The organism is Gracilibacillus salitolerans (assembly GCF_009650095.1).
GTDB classification, from domain to species: domain Bacteria; phylum Bacillota; class Bacilli; order Bacillales; family Amphibacillaceae; genus Gracilibacillus; species Gracilibacillus salitolerans.
In genome coordinates this window covers 4,388,155-4,407,373 of the sequence record NZ_CP045915.1, presented here as the reverse complement: position 1 = coordinate 4,407,373, position 19,219 = coordinate 4,388,155, and the positions used below count along the sequence as shown (strand labels likewise).

At 36.5% G+C, this 19,219-nt stretch carries 12 protein-coding genes; 11 read left to right on the top strand and 1 reads right to left on the bottom strand.

The genetic code is table 11. The features are described from left to right. Window positions 1–516 precede the first annotated feature (516 nt). The 11 genes from GI584_RS20720 to GI584_RS20670 all read left to right on the top strand — a co-directional run bounded on the left by GI584_RS20720 (window position 517) and on the right by GI584_RS20670 (window position 17,481). Window positions 517–1,626: a glycosyltransferase gene (locus GI584_RS20720; RefSeq protein ID WP_153792482.1), complete on the top strand. Its 1,110-nt coding sequence runs from the start codon at window positions 517–519 to the stop codon at window positions 1,624–1,626. Between the two features lie 176 nt (window positions 1,627–1,802). Further along, window positions 1,803–2,933 carry a glycosyltransferase gene (locus tag GI584_RS20715; protein WP_100358991.1) on the top strand — a complete coding sequence of 377 codons (1,131 nt, stop codon included), beginning with the start codon at window positions 1,803–1,805 and terminating at the stop codon, window positions 2,931–2,933. Window positions 2,934–2,943: 10 nt separating this feature from the next. After that, a complete protein-coding gene (locus GI584_RS20710; RefSeq protein WP_153792481.1) occupies window positions 2,944–3,726 on the top strand; it encodes a glycosyltransferase family 2 protein in 783 nt (260 codons plus the stop codon). A gap of 23 nt (window positions 3,727–3,749) precedes the next feature. Then, window positions 3,750–4,541 (top strand): ABC transporter permease, encoded by a 792-nt coding sequence (locus GI584_RS20705; RefSeq protein ID WP_100358993.1) that lies wholly within the window; start codon window positions 3,750–3,752, stop codon window positions 4,539–4,541. A 17-nt stretch (window positions 4,542–4,558) separates the two neighbouring features. Further along, on the top strand, window positions 4,559–6,133 hold the full coding sequence (locus GI584_RS20700; protein WP_153792480.1) for an ABC transporter ATP-binding protein: 1,575 nt from the start codon (window positions 4,559–4,561) through the stop codon (window positions 6,131–6,133). A gap of 22 nt (window positions 6,134–6,155) precedes the next feature. Continuing rightward, window positions 6,156–8,681, top strand: a complete 2,526-nt coding sequence (locus tag GI584_RS20695) for a glycosyltransferase (protein WP_153792479.1) — start codon at window positions 6,156–6,158, stop codon at window positions 8,679–8,681. Then, the gene (locus GI584_RS20690) at window positions 8,662–11,301 is read left to right on the top strand and encodes a glycosyltransferase (RefSeq protein ID WP_153792478.1); all 2,640 of its coding nucleotides are present in this window, start codon (window positions 8,662–8,664) and stop codon (window positions 11,299–11,301) included. The genes GI584_RS20695 and GI584_RS20690 overlap by 20 nt, the downstream gene beginning before the upstream one ends. Continuing rightward, a complete protein-coding gene (locus tag GI584_RS20685) occupies window positions 11,285–12,652 on the top strand; it encodes an ATP-grasp fold amidoligase family protein (protein WP_153792477.1) in 1,368 nt (455 codons plus the stop codon). Before GI584_RS20690 ends, GI584_RS20685 begins: the two co-directional genes overlap by 17 nt. Before the next feature lie 29 nt (window positions 12,653–12,681). Next, entirely contained in the window at window positions 12,682–14,325 is a 1,644-nt protein-coding gene (locus tag GI584_RS20680; protein ID WP_100358998.1) for an acylphosphatase, read from the top strand. A gap of 29 nt (window positions 14,326–14,354) precedes the next feature. Then, the gene (locus GI584_RS20675) at window positions 14,355–16,001 is read left to right on the top strand and encodes an acylphosphatase (protein ID WP_100358999.1); all 1,647 of its coding nucleotides are present in this window, start codon (window positions 14,355–14,357) and stop codon (window positions 15,999–16,001) included. A gap of 19 nt (window positions 16,002–16,020) precedes the next feature. Further along, entirely contained in the window at window positions 16,021–17,481 is a 1,461-nt protein-coding gene (locus GI584_RS20670) for an ATP-binding protein (RefSeq protein ID WP_153792476.1), read from the top strand. A gap of 64 nt (window positions 17,482–17,545) precedes the next feature. Here GI584_RS20670 and GI584_RS20665 read toward each other — a convergent pair whose 3' ends face one another. Then, window positions 17,546–19,000, bottom strand: a complete 1,455-nt coding sequence (locus GI584_RS20665; RefSeq protein WP_153792475.1) for an APC family permease — start codon at window positions 18,998–19,000, stop codon at window positions 17,546–17,548. Window positions 19,001–19,219 lie beyond the last annotated feature (219 nt).

Sequence of the window (19,219 nt, the reverse complement as noted above, 5' to 3'; positions counted from 1 at the left end):
CTGGTGAACATCACCAGGCTGTTTTAGTTAAAAGAAAAGAGTGTATAAAATTCCTGATATCAATGCATTTTGGTAAATAATAAGTCAGATAGGCGGGCGGACATTCGTTCCTCTATTTGTAACAAAAATGCTGTTTTTTTGATATTCGAGGACATATGTTCCGTTATTCATCCATAATAGAGCTGATTTCTAGCCAAAGTTGTCAAATAAGTGATTATATGTCCGCCGAATTTACAAAAGCTTAACGCAGAACATTCCAAAAATCACCAACTTACATCAATTAGAAAATGTCTAATCGGCCAGAAGAGCTAATGGGTATATCAGTTGCATTTCGGTTATGTTACATTTCGCTAATAACTCTTTCGTTTCTATCCATTATCGTATAAAATAGAAAGATATGTGATAAAAATGTAAAATTTTGCAGAAAACAGTTTTTGGGCCCAGCACAGTCATAAACATACATTTTTATCGAACAGATATAAGCAGCCTGATCGTAAGCAGGAGGAAAGAAAACAGATGAAAAAAGTAAACATCGTGTTCTTTATTTATCAAATGGGGGCCGGCGGAGCTGCCAGAACCTTATTAAACATTATCAATAACTTAGATAGAAATAAATTTTCCCCCATCTTAGTAACGTTAAACTATGATGGGTCATATGAGCATGCACTAAAAGATGATGTAACCTTTATTAAATTGGACACGAAACGTTTGAGCAGATCCATTTTTAAATTAGCAAAGATTATTCGTGATCAAAAAGTAGATATTGTATTTAGTACGATCCCAAGAGTTAACACGATTGCGATTCTGGCAAAACTAGCTTCTTTCACAAAAGCTAAAAATGTCATTAGAGAAGCGGATAATCTAGGTGGTACGTTTAAAGAGAATCTACAGTTATTAGGATTTGGACTTATCTACCGATTGGCTAACCAAATTATCTCACTTTCCGAAGGGGTAAAAGACAATCTAGTCGAACGATATAAAGTACCAAGAAAATCGATTGAAGTAATCTATAACCCGGTCGATTTGGCCGATATTACGAATTTAGCTAATCAAGAAGAAGATTTTGACCATCAGTCACTATTTGATACAGATGACAAGATTATCATTACCGCTGGACGATTAGTCCCTCAAAAGGATCATCACACGATGCTTCGTGCTTTTGCAATGGTTAACGAACAGTGCGCTAGTCAGTTGGTAATGCTTGGAGAAGGTTATTTGTATGATGAATTAAAACAGCTATCAAACGAATTAAACATAGAAGAGCGTGTTCATTTTCTCGGTTTTCAACAAAATCCATATGTCTATTTCCGCCATGCAGACTTATTCGTCTTGTCATCCAAGCATGAAGGATTTAGTCATGTTATTGCAGAAGCATTAGCAACCAAAACCGCTGTTGTATCGACCAACTGCCGATCAGGTCCATCAGAGGTCTTGGATAATGGCAAATATGGGTTATTAAGTCCTGTAGGAGATGGAAAGCAGCTTGCGGAGAATATGCTGTCTGTTTTACAAGTAACGCCAGAAAAACTGGACGAGATCACAGAAAAAGGATACGAGCGTGCTACATTCTTCAACTCAAACAAGATCGTCAGACAATATGAACAAACCTTCCTTGATGTGTTATAATTAATGGTTGTTTATATCCAGTCTTTCGATGCACGTTAGGAAAGTATAAATTTTAGTAGATTAGTAATTCGAGGTAGCGAGAATTTTGAATGTACAAAGTATAAGTAAAACGAAGGTATCGCCAGAAATTGGGCGATAAGCCAAGTTTTTCTTTATAGAAGTGGAGGTTTATCTATTTGTCTCAATCAAGTAAAATTGTCCATATGACGACTGTACATCATCCCTATGATACGAGAATTTATCATAAGGAATGTGTGTCCTTGAAAAAGGCAGGATATGATGTAACGTTAATGGCACCAATCGATGAACAGAATGATAGTCAGGACGAGCAAAATAAGGTAGAAATCATTCCACTCAAGAAATATGCTAATCGATGGAAACGAATGCTCTTTGGGCCAATCCAAGCCTATAAAAAAGCAAAAAAGGTGAAGGCGGACATCTACCATTTTCATGATCCGGAATTAATCTTTATCGGTTGGCTGTTAAAAAAGAAAAATAACACAGTCATCTATGATGTACATGAGGATTACTATACAAGTATTATGCAAAAAGAATACTTTCCAAAGCCAATCAAGCGAATCATTGGTAAATTATACAATGGTATTGAACGCTTATTAATAAAGAAAATGGCGCTTTGTCTTGCAGAAAAATATTACTTCGAGCGTTATCAACGTGGAACATGCATCCTCAATTATCCGATCTTGAATGAGAAATTAATCAACCAAGAGATCGATCGAAGTAAGGTGAGCGACAAGTTGTTGTACACTGGAAATGTATCGGTGGAAAGAGGCGCGTTTTACCATGCTGAAATACCGCAAATAATGGACAAGCATGTTTATTTAGTTGGGAAATGCTCGAGTGACTTAGCAGAACAAATGAAAGTACATGCTGGTGATAAGCGAGACTACCTCCATTTTGACGGGATTGACCGTTTTGTTGAACGAGAAGAGATTGATCATTATTATTCAAATGAAAATTGGATTGCTGGTTTAGCAATTTTTCCAGCGACCGATCATTACTTGAAGAAAGAATTAACGAAGTTTTTTGAATATATGAGTGCAGGGTTACCGATTATTTGCTCGAATTTTTCAAGATGGCAAGCATTTATCGATCAACACCAGTGCGGAATCACCGTTAACCCGGATAATACGCAAGAATGGCTGGATGCAGTAGAATACTTAAAGAATAATCCAATAGAAGCAGAGGCGATGGGTTATAATGGTAGAAAGGCAGTTTTACAAGAGTTAAGCTGGAAATCCCAGGAGAGCAAGCTCATGGCATGGTATGAGCAATTATTAAATAAATAGGATGGAAAATATGAATGAAATAAAAGATCTCAATCTTGTTTCTGTAATTACACCAACCTATAATTCAGAAACGTATATACGAGAGACGATAGAGTCGGTCCGACAGCAAACCTATCCAAATTGGGAAATGGTAATAGTTGATGATGGTTCAACCGATCAAACAATCTCGATCATTGAAGAATATCAGAAAGAAGACGATAGAATACGACTGATTGCCCTTGAAAGAAACCAAGGAGCAGCTGTCGCTAGAAATACAGCAATGGAACATGCACAAGGCAGATATATTGCTTTTTTGGATAGTGATGACAAATGGTTGCCGAAAAAGTTGGAAAGACAATTAGCTTTTATGCAAGAGCATGATTATGCTTTTACTTATACAGGATATAAACGAGTCCAGATCAATGATGAAGGTCAGACGATAGAAAAAGAAGTGACAATGCCAGAAAATACAACATATAAACAACTGTTGAAAAGCTGTCTGATAGGATGCTTAACCGTTATGCTGGATCGAGAGAAGATACCTGAGATTCGCATGGCTAACATTCGTTCACGACAGGATTACGCATTGTGGCTTAATTTAACAAGACGTGGTTATACAGCTTATGGTTTACATGAAGTACTGGCAGCGTATCGTGTGAGAAGTAATTCGATTTCAAGTAACAAAATCAGAATGGCGAAACAAAATTGGATCGTTTACAGGCAAGTCGAGCAGCTGGGCCTTTTAAAAAGCTTATGGTATTTTGCACATTATGTATTTTTAAAGGTGAAGGCATATTTAAATTATATGAGGTAAGAATTGGTGGTGTCTAAGAGCAAATGTTGAATTATATATCGGAAATATTAAAAAGAAAAGATTTACTTATATATCTTGTGAAATCAGGTTTAAAAGCAGAAAATCGAAATAGTTACTTAGGATACTTTTGGTGGTTATTAGATCCATTATTAAACGTCATCGTCTATTATTTCCTTGTTGTTGTTCTTTTAGGACGAGGCGGACCAGGATATCCGGTTTATTTAGTGATTGGTTTAGTGGTGTGGCGTTGGATTAATACTACAGTTAATTCTTCCGCGAAATCTATTACGAAGTATACATCTATTATCAATCAAGTTTATTTACCTAAAGCGATATTCCCACTATCTTTATCCATTACACAATTGTTTAATTTTTGTTTTGGTTTAATTGTTATAGCTATATTCTTGGCTGCGTTTGGATATGTTCCAGGATGGCAAATTATTTTTTTACCTGTCATTATCCTAATTACGCTTATTTTCTTAGGAGCATTAAGTTTATTTGTATCATACATCACAGTATTTGTACGAGACATTGATAATGTGTTATCACATGTGCTGCGCTTATTCTTTTATTCTTCACCGATTATTTGGGAAGGCAGTAGACTAAAGGAAAGTAATTTACCAGAACAGTTTCATTTAATTTTGGATTTGAATCCTGTAGCCATTTTATTAAATGCTTATCGAGCCATACTAATGGAACAGCAGACACCACAATTTTTAGGCTTGTTCGTGTTAACGATAGTATCCATTATCGCCGTGCTATATATGTTATATCACTATAACAAAAATGAGCACAAGATCATTAAAGTATTATAAAAAGAGGGTTGTTTACCATGGTTACAACAAATGAAGATAAGGCAATACAAAATCAAAAAGAAATCGTCATTCAAGCAGATGATTTAGGTGTAGCCTTTAGTTCAAATACAAGAGATGATTATAAATCAATAGCCATTAAGTATCTCTCGAAAAAGGAGAAAAAGGAGAAGAAAAAGGCTCCAAAGAAAACATGGCCTCTTCGCCATATTAATTTCACAGGCTATAAAGGTGAGGTACTTGGAATTGTTGGGTCAAATGGTTCCGGAAAAACAACGTTATGTAAAGCTTTAACTGGCATACTACATCCAGATGAAGGAAATTTACAAGTCGAGGGAAAAGTATCTGCCCTTTTCTCATTAGGAATGGGATTTAACAAGGAGCTAACGGGACGGGAAAATGTTTACTTAAACGGTATGATGCTAGGTATCCGTAAAGCAAAAATAGACGAATTTTTTGATGAGATCCATGAGTTTTCAGAGCTTGGAGAGTTCATTGATAGACCAATGAAAACCTATTCGAGTGGGATGAAAGCAAGACTCGGATTTAGTGTAGCATCACACTTGGAACCAGAAATTTTAATTTTAGATGAAGCGTTAAATACAGGTGATCGAGCATTCGGACAAAAAGCAGCTACGAAAATTCGTGAACTGTTAGGACAAGCGAAAATGGTGATCATCGTAACCCACAGTCACCGCTATGCGAAAAGAAATTGTGATAGGTTAATTTGGCTAGAGCAAGGTGAAATCCGGGCAATTGGTGAGCCTGAGGAAGTATTGAAGCAATATGAAGCAACGATTCCAAAAGTGAAAAGAAAGCCTAGGAAACGTCTGGAACTAACGAAAACAGAATTAGAGGTTAAAAACAGAAATGTAGTCTCTGTAGAAGATTTAACTATTAAGTTTAATAATAAGCGCAAAAGTGAACATATTGCTTTGAATAAATTGAATTTTACTATCTCTGAAGGGGAAGTAGTCGGTATTATCGGACATAACGGTGCAGGTAAGAGTACGTTATGTAAAGTGTTAACCAAGATATTGAAGCCTGACGAAGGGGAAGTGGTCGTTAATGGTGAAACTACGGCATTATTAAGCTATGGTACCGGATTTAATCAACAGTTACCTGGTATAGATAATATTTACTTAAATGGGATGCTATTAGGTTTATCAAAAGCTGTAGTTGACAAACATGTAGATGACATCATTGAATTTTCGGAGTTAGGAAATAAAATCTATAAGCCAATTAAACAGTACTCCAGTGGAATGAGAGCAAGGTTAGGTTTTAGTATCGCCGCCATTTTAAAGCCGGACATCTTCATTATTGATGAAGCATTATCAACAGGTGATGTCGCTTTTAAACAGAAAGCAAGCGAAAAAATTCAAGAAATGATGGAACAAGCGAAGGCAGTCATCATCGTGTCACACAGTATGAAATTTGTCGAGACGGTTTGTACGAGAGCAATTTGGATTGAAAAAGGACAAGTAAGACAAGATGGTGCTTCAGAAGAAGTCGTAGCCGCATACCGAGAAGCAACAAACCGAAGTAAACCTAAGGCTAAAGCTAAGAAAAAAAAGAAACAAGTTGTGAAACAATAACCTAAGTATGGGTGTGTTATAAATGATCAGAAAAGTAAAGAATAAGGTTTTTGCGACAGCAGATTGGATCCTATATAAAAAAATGAATACCAAACAAAAAGAGTTTTTAAGCAGTCTGCTAACAGATAAACAAAAAGCACTGTTAAAAAAGATCATTAAACCAGGCAAAAAAAGATCGCAATTACAAAAAGTGGATCGAATTAGAAATAAATTATACAGTATGGGCTTTACCGAAAAAGGATTAGAAGATTTATCTAACCTTTATCAACATGCCGAAGATCGTTTTTTAAAGAAATTATCCGGTCGTGAGCTAAGTCTTTGGCATGCCAACAAATATGATCAAGAACATGCTAAACAAAGCCTGATGATTATTCGTGAACTTTCCAAAGGTGAGAAGGATAGTGTTTTAAACCGCAAGTATGCGATCATGTCTGCTGAAGCATTAATAACATTGGATAAAAAAGAGCAGGCAAAAAACATATTGCTAACAGCTCTTAAGCAGGAACAACATGAAGATCTTTATCTAGCATTAGCGAACGTAGCGGATGACCACGAAGAGAAGTTAAAATGGATCAATTCCATCTATTCGAGTTATCAAAATACACCTATAACATTTGATGAAAGCGGAGCGACTACAATATATGATTCTATCGCGACAGCTGTTAATAGCCAGTCAGAACAGGCTAATGAGTCTAAAGTAACCATTATTGTACCAACGTATAATGCAGAAGATACGATTTTAACGACATTGCGTTCCCTGTCTGCACAATCATGGAAAAACCTTGAAATCATTGTTGTAGATGACTGCAGTACGGATCACACTCTAGATATCGTTGAAAACTATTTGAAAGAGGATAACCGTATTAAATTAATGCAAAACAGCCGAAATTCCGGAGCATATGTATCGCGAAACACTGCTTTAGAACATACTACTGGTGAGTTTGTAACCGTCAATGATGCAGACGACTGGTCACATCCAGAGAAGATTGCCACACAAGTGAATCATTTAATCAAACATACGTCTACCATCGCTAATTTCTCGCAACAAGTAAGAGCAACGACAGATATGACATTCTATCGCAGAGGAAAATTTGGACAGTATGTTTTTTCTAATATGTCATCTTTTATGTTCCGGAGAGAGCCGGTTATGCATGCGATCGGCTACTGGGATAGCGTACGATTTGGCGGAGACTCTGAATTCGTGCGTCGAGTAAAGAATGTATTCGGTGAGAAAAGTGTTGTCGAGCTAAAAACAGCGCCATTATCTTTCCAAAGACAAACAGAAACATCATTAACTGCAAGCTCTGCCTTCGGTTTTCCAGGATATTTTATGGGAGCAAGAAAAGATTACTTAGAAGCGCAATTATATCACCATGAATATGCGGCAGATTTGTATTATCCATTTCCTCTGGAACAACAGCCTTTTCCGGTTCCGGAGCCAATGTTGCCAGAACGCGAGAAAAATAAAAGAAGACATTTCGATGTTATTATAGCATCAGAGTTCAGATTGCTTGGTGGTACTAATGCGTCTAATGTTGAGGAAATCAAAGCACAAAAAGAATTAGGCTTAACAACAGGTCTTGTGCAAATGTACAGATATGATTTGAATTCTGTTACCACACTAAATCCTAAAGTGCGTGAACAAATCGATGGTAAACAAGTGCAAATGTTAGTCTATGGTGAAAAGGTTAGCTGTGATGTTTTAATCGTTCGCCATCCACCAGTATTACAGGACTGGCAAAAACACTTACCAGATATAGAGGCTAAAACGATCAAGGTGATTGTCAATCAACCACCGAAGAGAGATTACACAATAAATGAACAAGCATTATATGATATTCCGACATCAGTAAATAGGTTAAAAGAGTATTTTGGTGATGAAGGAACATGGTATCCGATCGGACCGTCTGTTAGAGAAGCATTAGAAACGTATCATCAAGAAGATTTAGCGTCTATTAATCTTGCTTCTCATGACTGGTTAAATATTATTAATGTTGCGGAATGGAAGAGAAAAGAACGACCAGCTAAACAAGGACCGATTAAAATTGGCCGCCATTCACGCGCACAGTATGTGAAATGGCCACATGATAAAGAGGAACTGTTAACGATATATCCTGAAGCGAAAGAATACGAAATCCATGTGTTAGGAGGAGCACAAGTACCGAAGAAAGTACTTGGACAAATACCTGCCAATTGGAAAGTATATGAATTTGGGGAAGTTGAACCACAAGAGTTCCTCAAAGATTTGGATGTTTTCGTTTATTATACACATCCAGGCTGGGTAGAAGCATTTGGACGGGTAATCTTTGAAGCAATGGCAGCCGGTGTACCGGTAATCATTCCACCAAGTTACAAGAACTTGTTTAAAAATGCAGCGATTTACGCTGAGCCAGATCAAGTTCAAGAGAAAGTGATACAAGTAATGCAAGATGATGAATTATATAATAGTCAAGTAGCAAAAGCGCAACAATTCGTCGAAGAGCAATTTGGTTATCAGATGCATTTTACAAGATTGGAGCCAGATCTTCATGACCAGAAACGATCATAATCAAATGGATGTGGAGCAAAAGCTACGGGAAATAGAAGCCAAGTTAGAGCAAGAAAAGCAACAATATATCGTAAATAAGCTAGAATACGATAAAGCATTGGCAACATTTAATCGTATAGATAAAAATAGAGTAATCAGGTCCGGTTTTACTTGGGCGAAAAATGCCAAAGCAATTGCAACTAGAAAGAAAACGGTCAAGCAAATCTTTGACAAAAAGCAAATGCAAAAAAAATCGAAACAGAAAATAAAAAAATTAAAACGCGCATTATATGAGTATGGCTTTTACGACACAGTCATCCCTGAATTAAAGCAAATAGTAGAAAAAACAAACAATCCCTATGATAGGAAAAATGCTGCTCTCGAACTTGCTGTTTGGTATGCCAATCAAGATACGGTATCTGCTGCAGAGCAAGCTCTTTCCTATTTGAACGTGTTAAAACAGTATACTCTTTCACAGGATTGGACAAGAAAAGTACCTATTTTAGAAGCAGAATTGTTATGGCATTTGGAAGAACATGATGCAGCGAAGCAGATTCTATTAGAACATATCAAACAACATCAACATCCAGATCTATGCTTAGCGATGGCGTCAGCAGAAACAACTAGTGACAAGAAAGTGGAGTGGATCAATAAAGCATTTGCACTTCATCAGCTAACACCCATTACGCTGACGCAAGGTCGGACGTTATATGATGCAATAGAGGTAACTGATCAACTAGCACAACAACAACAAGGACCTGTTATAACAGTAATCATCCCAGTTTACAATGCAGCAGAAACCGTACAAACAGCGTTAGATTCTATCACGAATCAAACATGGACAAACCTTGAAATATTGGTTGTCGATGATTGTAGCACGGATAATACGGTTGAAGTAGTGGAACAATATGCCCATAAGGACCCACGGATCAAACTGTTAAAAAACAGTAAGAATGCTGGTGCATATATAGCAAGGAACAAAGCATTACAACTAGCAACAGGTGAATTTGTCACCATTAATGATGCGGATGATTGGTCACATCCTGAGAAGATCACGATTCAAGTCCAACATCTGTTGGAAAATCCTAATGTGATTGCCAATACTTCGCAACAAGCAAGGTTGACAGAAAATTTACATTTTCATAGGCGCGGCAAGCCAGGTGAATATCTATTTGCGAATATGTCTTCACTCATGTTCAGAAGAGAAGTAGTCCTTGAAAAGATTGGCTATTGGGATAGTGTACGATTTGGAGCAGACGGTGAGTTTAAAAAACGATTAATCAAAGTCTTTGGTAAAGACGCAATAGTTGATTTACAAACAGGGCCATGTGCCTTTCAACGTCAATCAAGCGGCTCCCTAACTGCTAATAGTGTCTTTGGTTACCACGGATACTTTATGGGTGTGAGAAAAGAATACTTAGATGCTTATACAGAGTATCATCAGACACATGATGATGTGTATTACCCTTTTCCAATGACAGAAAGACCTTTTGCAGTACCAGAACCAATGTGGCCAATTCGGGGAGAAAAATCACTTCACGCTAGACGCCATTTTGATGTGATTATTGTCTCGGAATTCAGGTTGCTTGGCGGTACCAACATGTCCAACATTGAAGAAATCAAAGCACAAAAGGAACTAGGCTTAAAAACCGGATTAATCCAACTGTACAGGCATGATTTACATTCGACCAAAATGATTAATCCAAAAGTTCGTGAACAGATCGATGGTAAGCAAGTTCAGATGATTGGCTACGGCGAAAAGGTTAGCTGTAATGTGCTCATTGTCCGTCATCCCCCTGTTTTACAGGAATGGCAGAGATACGTGCCAGATGTTGAAGCAAAAAGCATTAAGGTGATTGTCAATCAACCACCGAAAAGAGATTATACAAAAAAAGAAACGCCTTTATATAAGATTAGAACATGCGCCAAACGCCTGAAACAATATTTTGGTAAGAAAGCCATCTGGTATCCGATAGGCCCTTCTGTACGAGAAGCACTGGAAGAACATCATCAGAAAGATTTAGATGCGATTACCCTAGCGCCAGAAGATTGGGTGAATATCATTAATGTAGCAGAATGGAAACGAGTAAAACGACCAGCTACAGATGGACCAATTAAAATTGGTCGTCACTCTCGAGCACAATATGTGAAATGGCCAAATGAAAAGGAAGAATTGCTAACCATTTACCCGGAATCGGAAGAATTTGAAATTCATGTGTTAGGAGGAGCTCAAGTACCAGAAAAGCTACTTGGTGAACTCCCACAAAACTGGGAAGTACATGAATTCGGTGAAATCGAACCGAAAGACTTTTTGAAAGAAATAGATGTTTTTGTTTACTATACGCATCCTGGTTGGGTTGAAGCATTTGGACGAGTAATCTTTGAAGCAATGGCAGTAGGTGTGCCAGTAATCATTTCCCCAACCTATCAGAACCTGTTTAAAGATGCAGCAATATATGCAGAACCGAATCAAGTCCAAGAGAAAGCGAGACAATTAATGCAAGATCCGAAATTATACGAAAAGCAAGTGACAACAGCATTACAATTCGTTGAAGAACAATTTGGTTATTCTTTACATGCTGATCGTTTGGAGCCTCATTTATTACCAACTATAGCGGAAGTAGGTGATCACTATCACTGATCGTAAAGAGAATCATGACCAGAAGTCAGTTCAACAGCTCATCCAGAAAGAAGCAGAACTAGCTTATTTTGAGGAGAAAAATAAACAAACTGTCAAAGAAACGAAGAAATTAAAGGACAGTAAGAAATGGAAGGCGGCAAATAAATTACCTTCTAATCAAAAACAACCAGACAGCCAAGAATTTAGGCAACAAATCGAATCCTTAAAAGTAGAACTTGCATTAGAAAAAGAAAAAAACGATACAAAAGAAAAATTTCTAGAGGTTTTGTCTACAAAAGAACTTGAAAGAACAAAAATCGAGAGTATAATAAAGCAAGGTGTACAAGTTGCTGAAATAGATTCTTTGCTTGATATGCTTATTGCAAAGAAGCAGAAGGTAAATCAAGATTTAAATCATGGATTAAGAGCAGTTGCTCATTTATATAAAAACAATGGGAATAAAGAGATCATAAATTATCTGTACCAAAAAATATTAACAAATTTAGCATTGGAAGAAACACCTGAATTTATGTTAAGAGATCTTGACCATCTCCCTGATGCTAAGGTCAAGTCTTCGTTTCTGGCAAGTCTCGTTTCCCAATCCAAAAAGTGGCAAATGAATAAAGAAATGCCTGAGATGCTGTTAGATGATAAAAGAATAGCATATAAATTCATCGATCTATTAAGAATAAGAAGACCATGGTTTGAGGAGCAGACATATTCTATCGATACGGTACCACAAAAAGAAAATTGTGTTGTAAAACCAGTGGATGGTGCTGGTTCTCGCGGTGTATATCTTATGTTCCATTCGGATTATATTCAGGATGTACGTCGAAAGAAAGTGATTAAAGGTATCGAAACTCTGAGAGAACATATGGGCCAAGACTTAGATAACATGTGGGTTGAGGATGATCAATGGTCGATAGAAGAACTAATAGGCAATGAACAGGAACAAGCAGCAAAAGATATCAAATTTTATTGTTTCTATGGAAAAGTCGCATTAGTTTTAGAAATAGAAAGATACCCAGCATTAAGATATTGCTGGTGGACAAGAGATGCGAACAGAATATCGACTGGAAGATATGAAAATGAGCTGTTCAAGGGTGCAGGTGTATCACAACAGGAAATCGAACTTGCAGAAATGATAAGCAAGGAAATTCCGGCGCCTTTTATACGGATTGATTTCTTGAAAACAGATGAAGAGATGGTGTTTGGTGAATTTACACCAAAACCGGGAAATTTTGATGAATTTGATCAAGTTACAGATAGTTGGTTAGGCGAGTACTTTGAAGAAGCGGAAACACGTCTATTCCAAGATTTAATAGACAGAAAAACATTTCGATATTATGATGAAATGATCAAGTCCTTATAACAGGAAGAGAAAAGGTAGGAGGCATCTTTATGCAAGATCAGAATACAAGTTGGCTTCCATATCTATCAAGTGAAATTGTTACCGATGCAAGAGGATCGGAATTAGATGCATATGTCATTGCGCTTGAAGGTTGGAGAAGAGGTCTAGAATTAAGGTGGCATGTAAAAGATTCGGAAAAATTTAAAGATATGAAAACCTGGGCAACAGAAAAGCCAGGTAAGTTATTCTCTCTTACTTTAGGGGATAAAACCCATTACTTTTTTAAGACTAGAGGAGATAAGGTTAGTAATGAAGCAGTCACGATAGGGGCAGATAAAGAAACAACTAAAAAGCACGTGCTACAAAACAAACTCAAAACCCCTTTAAGTATGACATTCTCTAAGGATAGTTCGATTGAAGAAATAAATGAATATGTTGAAAATATTGGCTATCCAGTTGTAGTAAAGCCAGTTGATGGCAGCTTTGGGAAGCATGTTTACACGAATATTAATACTATGAGAGAACTGCAGAATGCTATCAATAAAGTAGCACGCGAGTTAGATGACGATATACTTGTGGAACAATTTATTCAAGGTGAAGACTATCGAATTTATGTAGTGGATGATGCCGTTGCAGGTGCAATTAAACGAATCCCGGCAAATATTGTCGGCAATGGTATCAACTCGATTAAACAGTTAATAGATCAGAAAAATGAAGAACGCAAAAACAATCCACGTTTAATCAGTTGCCCTATCAAGGTTAATCAGGAATTGGTTGATTACGTATTAGACCAAGGCTATACTTTTGATGAAATCCCAGCAGAAGGTCAACAAATTTTTCTAACGAATAAGTCAAATATATCACTTGGTGGAGATCCGGTTGATGTATTAGACGAATTAGATGATAGTATAAGACTAGCAGCTGTAGATGCACTGAAGGCTATTCCAGACTTACCTCACGGAGCGGTTGATATTATTGTGCAACAAGATGGTGAACAGCGCACTCCATACGTATTAGAAATTAATCCTACTGCTCAAATAGGGTCTCTTATCTTCCCTATGAAAGGACAAGCCAGAGATGTACCCGCAGCTATTATCGACTACTATTTCCCTGAAACAAAAGGTGAGGAGAAACAAACAAGTCTCTATTTTGATTTAGGTGATATGCTAGAACCTCTTATTTCAAAGGTAGCCACTGTTACCAAAGTGTCCAAACCGCCAATAGGGAAAGTTTACGGTCGAAAATTTATTGTCTCAGGTGATGTACAGGGTATCGATTATCACAGGGGGTTAAGAAAACAAGCATTTGAAAGAAGAATTAGTGGTTTTATTAGCAAATTACATGACGGACGAATTGAAATAGTCGTTATTAGTAATAGTGAAGAGATGTTGGAAGAGTTCAAAGAATCCATAAAGGAAGACCCGGAGAGATCAACTGTAGAGGATATTCTAGAAGAAATTTGGGATGAGCCTGTTAAAATAGGCTTTGAAATAAAGGCAGATTATAAGACACAGCTTGAATATTTAAAAGAATTAAATGACGAAATGAATCAGGTAAAAAAAGAATTAAAGCAACTAGAAGGACAGTATAATACGTATCAAAAAAGTATGTCATGGCGAATTACGGCACCATTCAGAAGAGTTTCTGATGTCATAAAATTGTTTTATCGCCTGTTGAATCGCCGTGCAAGCTAGGTACGTAATCCTTTTTGGAGGTAAACAGAATGAATAGTAATCAAGTTATTTCATTACCGCATCTTACAAATGAAATTGTAAGGGGAGCTCGTAAAACGAAGTTATGTGCTTATGCAGTAGCGCTTGAAGGTTGGAGAAGAGGACTAAAATTAAAATGGTATACGATAGATTCAGGTAAATTTGACGAGATGATCACTTTTGGTGTCAACCCACCTGGTCGCTTGTTTTCTTTAAGTTCTGAGACAGAAACTCATTATTTCTTTAGAACTAGAGGGGACAAAGTTAGTAATGAAGCAGTAGATATCGGATCTGATAAAAATGAAACGAAACAATGGTTAAAAAAAGCGGGAGTACCTGTTCCAGCTGGTGATGAATTTCATGCTGAAGCAGGAGAAGCTGAAATATTAGCATTTGCTGAACAAGTAGGTTATCCTCTTGTCTTAAAGCCAACTAACGGAAGTCTCGGAAATGGTGTAATAACAAATATTAAGTCTCCAGAAGAGTTAAAAAAGGCAGTTAATTATGTGAGAAATACACTTGGATATGAAGATTTGATTGTGGAGCAATACATGCCGGGTGAAGAATATCGTGTTTACGTTGTCGAAGATAGAGTGGTGGCAGCATATAATCGTTTACCGGCTAATATCATTGGTGATGGTGAACATACCATTGAAGAATTGATTCAGTTGAAGAATGAACAACGGAGAAAAAACGCGCGGTTATTCAGTTGTCTTATTGATATTGATCAGGAAACGCTGGAATTTATCGGAAATACAGGTTATCAACTTGACAGCATTCCAAAAAAAGACGAAAAAATTCTATTAAAGGAAAAAACAAACGTATCAGCCGGAGGGGATCCGGTTGATGTTACGGATGAAATTCCAGAAGAATTTAAAGAAATAGCGATTAATGCGGTGAAAGAAATACCTGGATTATATCATGGCGGTGTTGATATCATTGTTGACTTAAATAAGCCGATCAATCAAGCTGCTGTAGTGATTGAATTAAATCCAACTGCGCAAATAGGCGGTATATTATTTCCGATGAGAGGGAGAGCAAGAGATATTCCTTCAGCAATTGTTGATTATTATTTTCCGAAAACAAAAGATATAAAAACGGATCGTGAAAAAGTTTATTTTGATTTTAATACGGTATTAAGTCCTTTGCAGAACAGATCTGGAGAAGAAGTGGAAGTTGCGCCGGCATTGATAGGCGAGATCTATCAAAAACGTTATGTTGTAACAGGAAAAGTTAATCAAATTAGATACCATCGATATATAAAAAATAAAGCTTTAGAGCAACACCTTAGTGGTTATATTACAACATTGATGGACGGTGAAATTGAAGTAATTGTTGCAGGTACCGATAAACGTGTTGTCAATCAATTTAAACAAATCATTACGGATGTTCAAGAATTTGCAGAAATCAAAAAAATAATAGAAGAAACCTTTGATCAACCAGTTCGTATCGGATTTGAAATTAGTGAAGAGCTGGAATCAAGCAGTATAAAAAATATTAATACAGTTATAAAAAGGTACGAAAAAGAATTACACAAAATGCGAAAAGATAAGCGTCGACTTGAAAAAGAGAATATCAAAATAAAATTGAGTCGTTCTTGGAGATTTACAGGACCGCTAAGGTTGATTAAAGTTTTATTAAAACCTAGAGAATCGTAAACCATGATGGAGGATAAATATGGGAGAAAATAACAGAATATGGTTTAATCACTTGGAAAATTCCATACCTAAGTCCGCCTATGGCTATAAGTTATGTAGCTATCTTTTAGCGTTAGAAGGATGGAGAAGAGGCTTAACTTTAAAGTATGTTAACAGGAAAGGTCGGCCAGAACACATTGAATTAAGTAATGGGGAGAAAACATATATTTTTAATTATTCACGGCCAGACATCATTCCAATATCAGCTATAAGAGTATGTATAAATAAAGAGGCTACAAAAGAACATTTGAGAGCTAAAAATATACCAGTTCCTGAAGGGGAATTTTTTGATAGCGAAGCTGATGATAAGGATATATTGGATTATAGTAGCTCCATAGGTTTCCCGCTTGTAATTAAACCGTTTAATGCAGGTGGAGGAATAGGGGTAATTTCAAATATCAGAAATGAGCAAGAAATGGCAGATGCTATTAATAATGTGAGACATCAATTGGGATATAAAGAAGTCATAGTTGAGAAATATATAACTGGTGAAGACTATCGAGTCTTTGTGTTAGACGGTCAAATTTTAGGCGCTTTTCACAGAATGCCTGCTAATATTTTAGGTGACGGGAAAAATACTATTGAGGAATTAATTAAGCGTAAAAACGTCGAAAGAAAGAAAAGCCCATTTATCTATTTTAAACCAATCAAAATTAATAACGCATTAAAAGACTATCTGAAAAAAAAGGATATGACCTTAGAAACCATTCCCGCTGAAGGAAAACGTATATTCTTAAAAAATAAAGGTGACTTTGCTAACGGTGGAGATCCAATTGATATTACCGATAGTCTTAGTGAAAAAGTAAGAGAAGTTGCGATAGGAGCTGCACAATCTGTACCGGGATTAATCCAATGTGCAGTAGATTTGATCGTGGATGAGGATAAAAACGAAGTCGTAGTAAACGAACTAAACTCAAAAGCGCAAATTAGTAATCATTTATTCCCGCTAGAGGGCGTTGCAAGAGATGTACCTAAAGCAATAATTGATTACTACTTTCCGGAGACAGTTGATACTCCTAAAGCAACTAATTATTATTTTAATTTTGATATCGTAAACGAGGGAATTACAAAAGGGCTTGTGGAAGAAATTAAAATTAAGCCAATTCAAAAGCAAGCAGTAAAAGAAGTTTATTTACTTAAAGGTGATGTCAAAACAGAATTTGAAAACCATCTAAAGTTATTAGCAAGAACTAATTTTATAGATGGTTTTGCAAGACATCTGGTAAGCGGTGATATGTTACTGGTTATAGTAGGAAAAAGTGCTAAAGTGAATAAATTCATGGAAGAGTTAATAAGAAAAAACAAACTAAATTCAGAACAGCTAGAAATATCGGAACATCGTTGGAGCGGAAAATTACAAGTAGGATTTAAAATCCAGAAAAGTAAAAAGTTAAGAGAAAAAGAGAAGAACGAAAAGAAAGCACTGAATAATCAAGAATGATCACGGAAAGTGTGTAAGTTTCATCAATAAAGCCACCCAATAATGGGTGGCTTTATTGTTATCTCTATTTTTTTATCTTTACTTCTTTATTTCCTAAGATTAAATAATTCAGCTCTTCTTTTGAGATTTTATTTAAATCTTTTCTCTTGATTAAATAGAATAATAAACCTAACAGAACCCATGCACCTAAAGCAATTCTAGATTCTATGCCCAAGAATGCAGGTGATCCAGGGAATAAGAGTAATACTAAAAAAGTAATACTAGCAATCATACCAAGAATGGCAATAACCTTTTTACCAGGTGAGATAATATGTTTTTTCTCATCAAAGTTAGTTCCCATGTTCATGCGGAATAACGAAAATGCGGCATAGCATGTATAGAAATAGGCAATCGTTACCCCGATGGATGACATATCTACAACCCAAAGTAACGCTTCCCGACCAAACCACGGTGACACCATTGCTATAATTACGGTAAAGATAATTCCCAAATAAGGTGTTTTGTATTTTGGATGTAGTTTAGAAAAACTTTGAGGAATAATTTTTGCTCTGGACATCGCAAATAGCAAACGACTTGATGAAATAATAAAACCATTCAGTCCCGTAAATATTCCCATTGTAAGTGCAACTACAAGTACAATTAATCCTGCTGTACCTAATAAGTCTTGAATAACTTGCCCTGTACCCCAAATGTAATTATCAGCGACTACTGACTCCCAAGGTCTAACCATTGCTGTAGCTATTATCATTAGACTGTATAAGATTGCGGCAGCTAATATAGCGAATACTATTAGTTTAAATGCTTTATTAGAAGAAAAATCAAATTCTTCAGCAGTTTGTGGTATATTATCAAACCCAACATATGCCCAAGGTGCAATAGCTACAATAGAAATTATAGCCGCTAATGCAGTAGTTTCTGCTGGAAATGGAGGGTTAATATTAGAAAAACCTGCATCTGGTTGTATACCGACCATAAAAGTTAGAAGTACAATGGCTGTTACCATTACAATACAAAAAATAAATTGAATTCTCCCTGAGAAACTACTTCCTCTAACATTAAAAAATCCAAATAATCCCAAAATTACGGTGGCAACAATTACTTCTGGTAAGAAGATATCCCAACCGGCAACTTGGTAAAGTAAGCTTCTTTCGACCAGTTTAGGGAACACAAATTTAAACATTAATGCAAATGCTGAAGCGTTTAAAGCTACAATACAGATATATCCAAGTGTTAAAAACCAGCCAGAGATAAATGCGTGTGTTCTGCCAAGACTGATATAAGCATAAGCAAACTCACCACCAGATACAGGGAAGCTTTTAATGAGAAACCCATAACTCACAGCAATTAATAGCATTAATAAGGCGCCAATAAAGAACCCGGAGATTACCCCTAAAGGTCCTGCGGTTGCCATCCAATTGACAGGTTGTACAAATGCTCCCCAACCAATAGCAGATCCGAGAGCGATGGCCCAAACCCAATGTGGCTTTAAAGTTCTATTCAAGGTAGTACGTTTTTCCATAGTTATCCTCTTCTCCAATAATGATTTTTAGAATATAATTTTGTTGAAATGACAGAAAGTATAGAATTGCTTATCTATCTAGCTCCAAGCCAGCAACTAGCAAACTTCCCTACTTCCGTACGATAAATCAACATCGATTCGCTTTCAGCTCCCAAAGAGTTTCCTTTATCTCCTTCCGGAAGTATGATCGATTAAAACCACCACTTTGCGTGGCAACTC

Coding starts and splice junctions, on each gene's coding strand:
- GI584_RS20710 (WP_153792481.1), top strand. CDS start 2,944: ATGAATGAAATAAAAGATCTCAATCTTGTTTCTGTAATTACACCAACC.
- GI584_RS20675 (WP_100358999.1), top strand. CDS start 14,355: ATGAATAGTAATCAAGTTATTTCATTACCGCATCTTACAAATGAAATT.
- GI584_RS20690 (WP_153792478.1), top strand. CDS start 8,662: ATGACCAGAAACGATCATAATCAAATGGATGTGGAGCAAAAGCTACGG.
- GI584_RS20700 (WP_153792480.1), top strand. CDS start 4,559: ATGGTTACAACAAATGAAGATAAGGCAATACAAAATCAAAAAGAAATC.
- GI584_RS20670 (WP_153792476.1), top strand. CDS start 16,021: ATGGGAGAAAATAACAGAATATGGTTTAATCACTTGGAAAATTCCATA.
- GI584_RS20705 (WP_100358993.1), top strand. CDS start 3,750: ATGTTGAATTATATATCGGAAATATTAAAAAGAAAAGATTTACTTATA.
- GI584_RS20695 (WP_153792479.1), top strand. CDS start 6,156: ATGATCAGAAAAGTAAAGAATAAGGTTTTTGCGACAGCAGATTGGATC.
- GI584_RS20665 (WP_153792475.1), bottom strand. CDS start 19,000: ATGGAAAAACGTACTACCTTGAATAGAACTTTAAAGCCACATTGGGTT.
- GI584_RS20680 (WP_100358998.1), top strand. CDS start 12,682: ATGCAAGATCAGAATACAAGTTGGCTTCCATATCTATCAAGTGAAATT.
- GI584_RS20720 (WP_153792482.1), top strand. CDS start 517: ATGAAAAAAGTAAACATCGTGTTCTTTATTTATCAAATGGGGGCCGGC.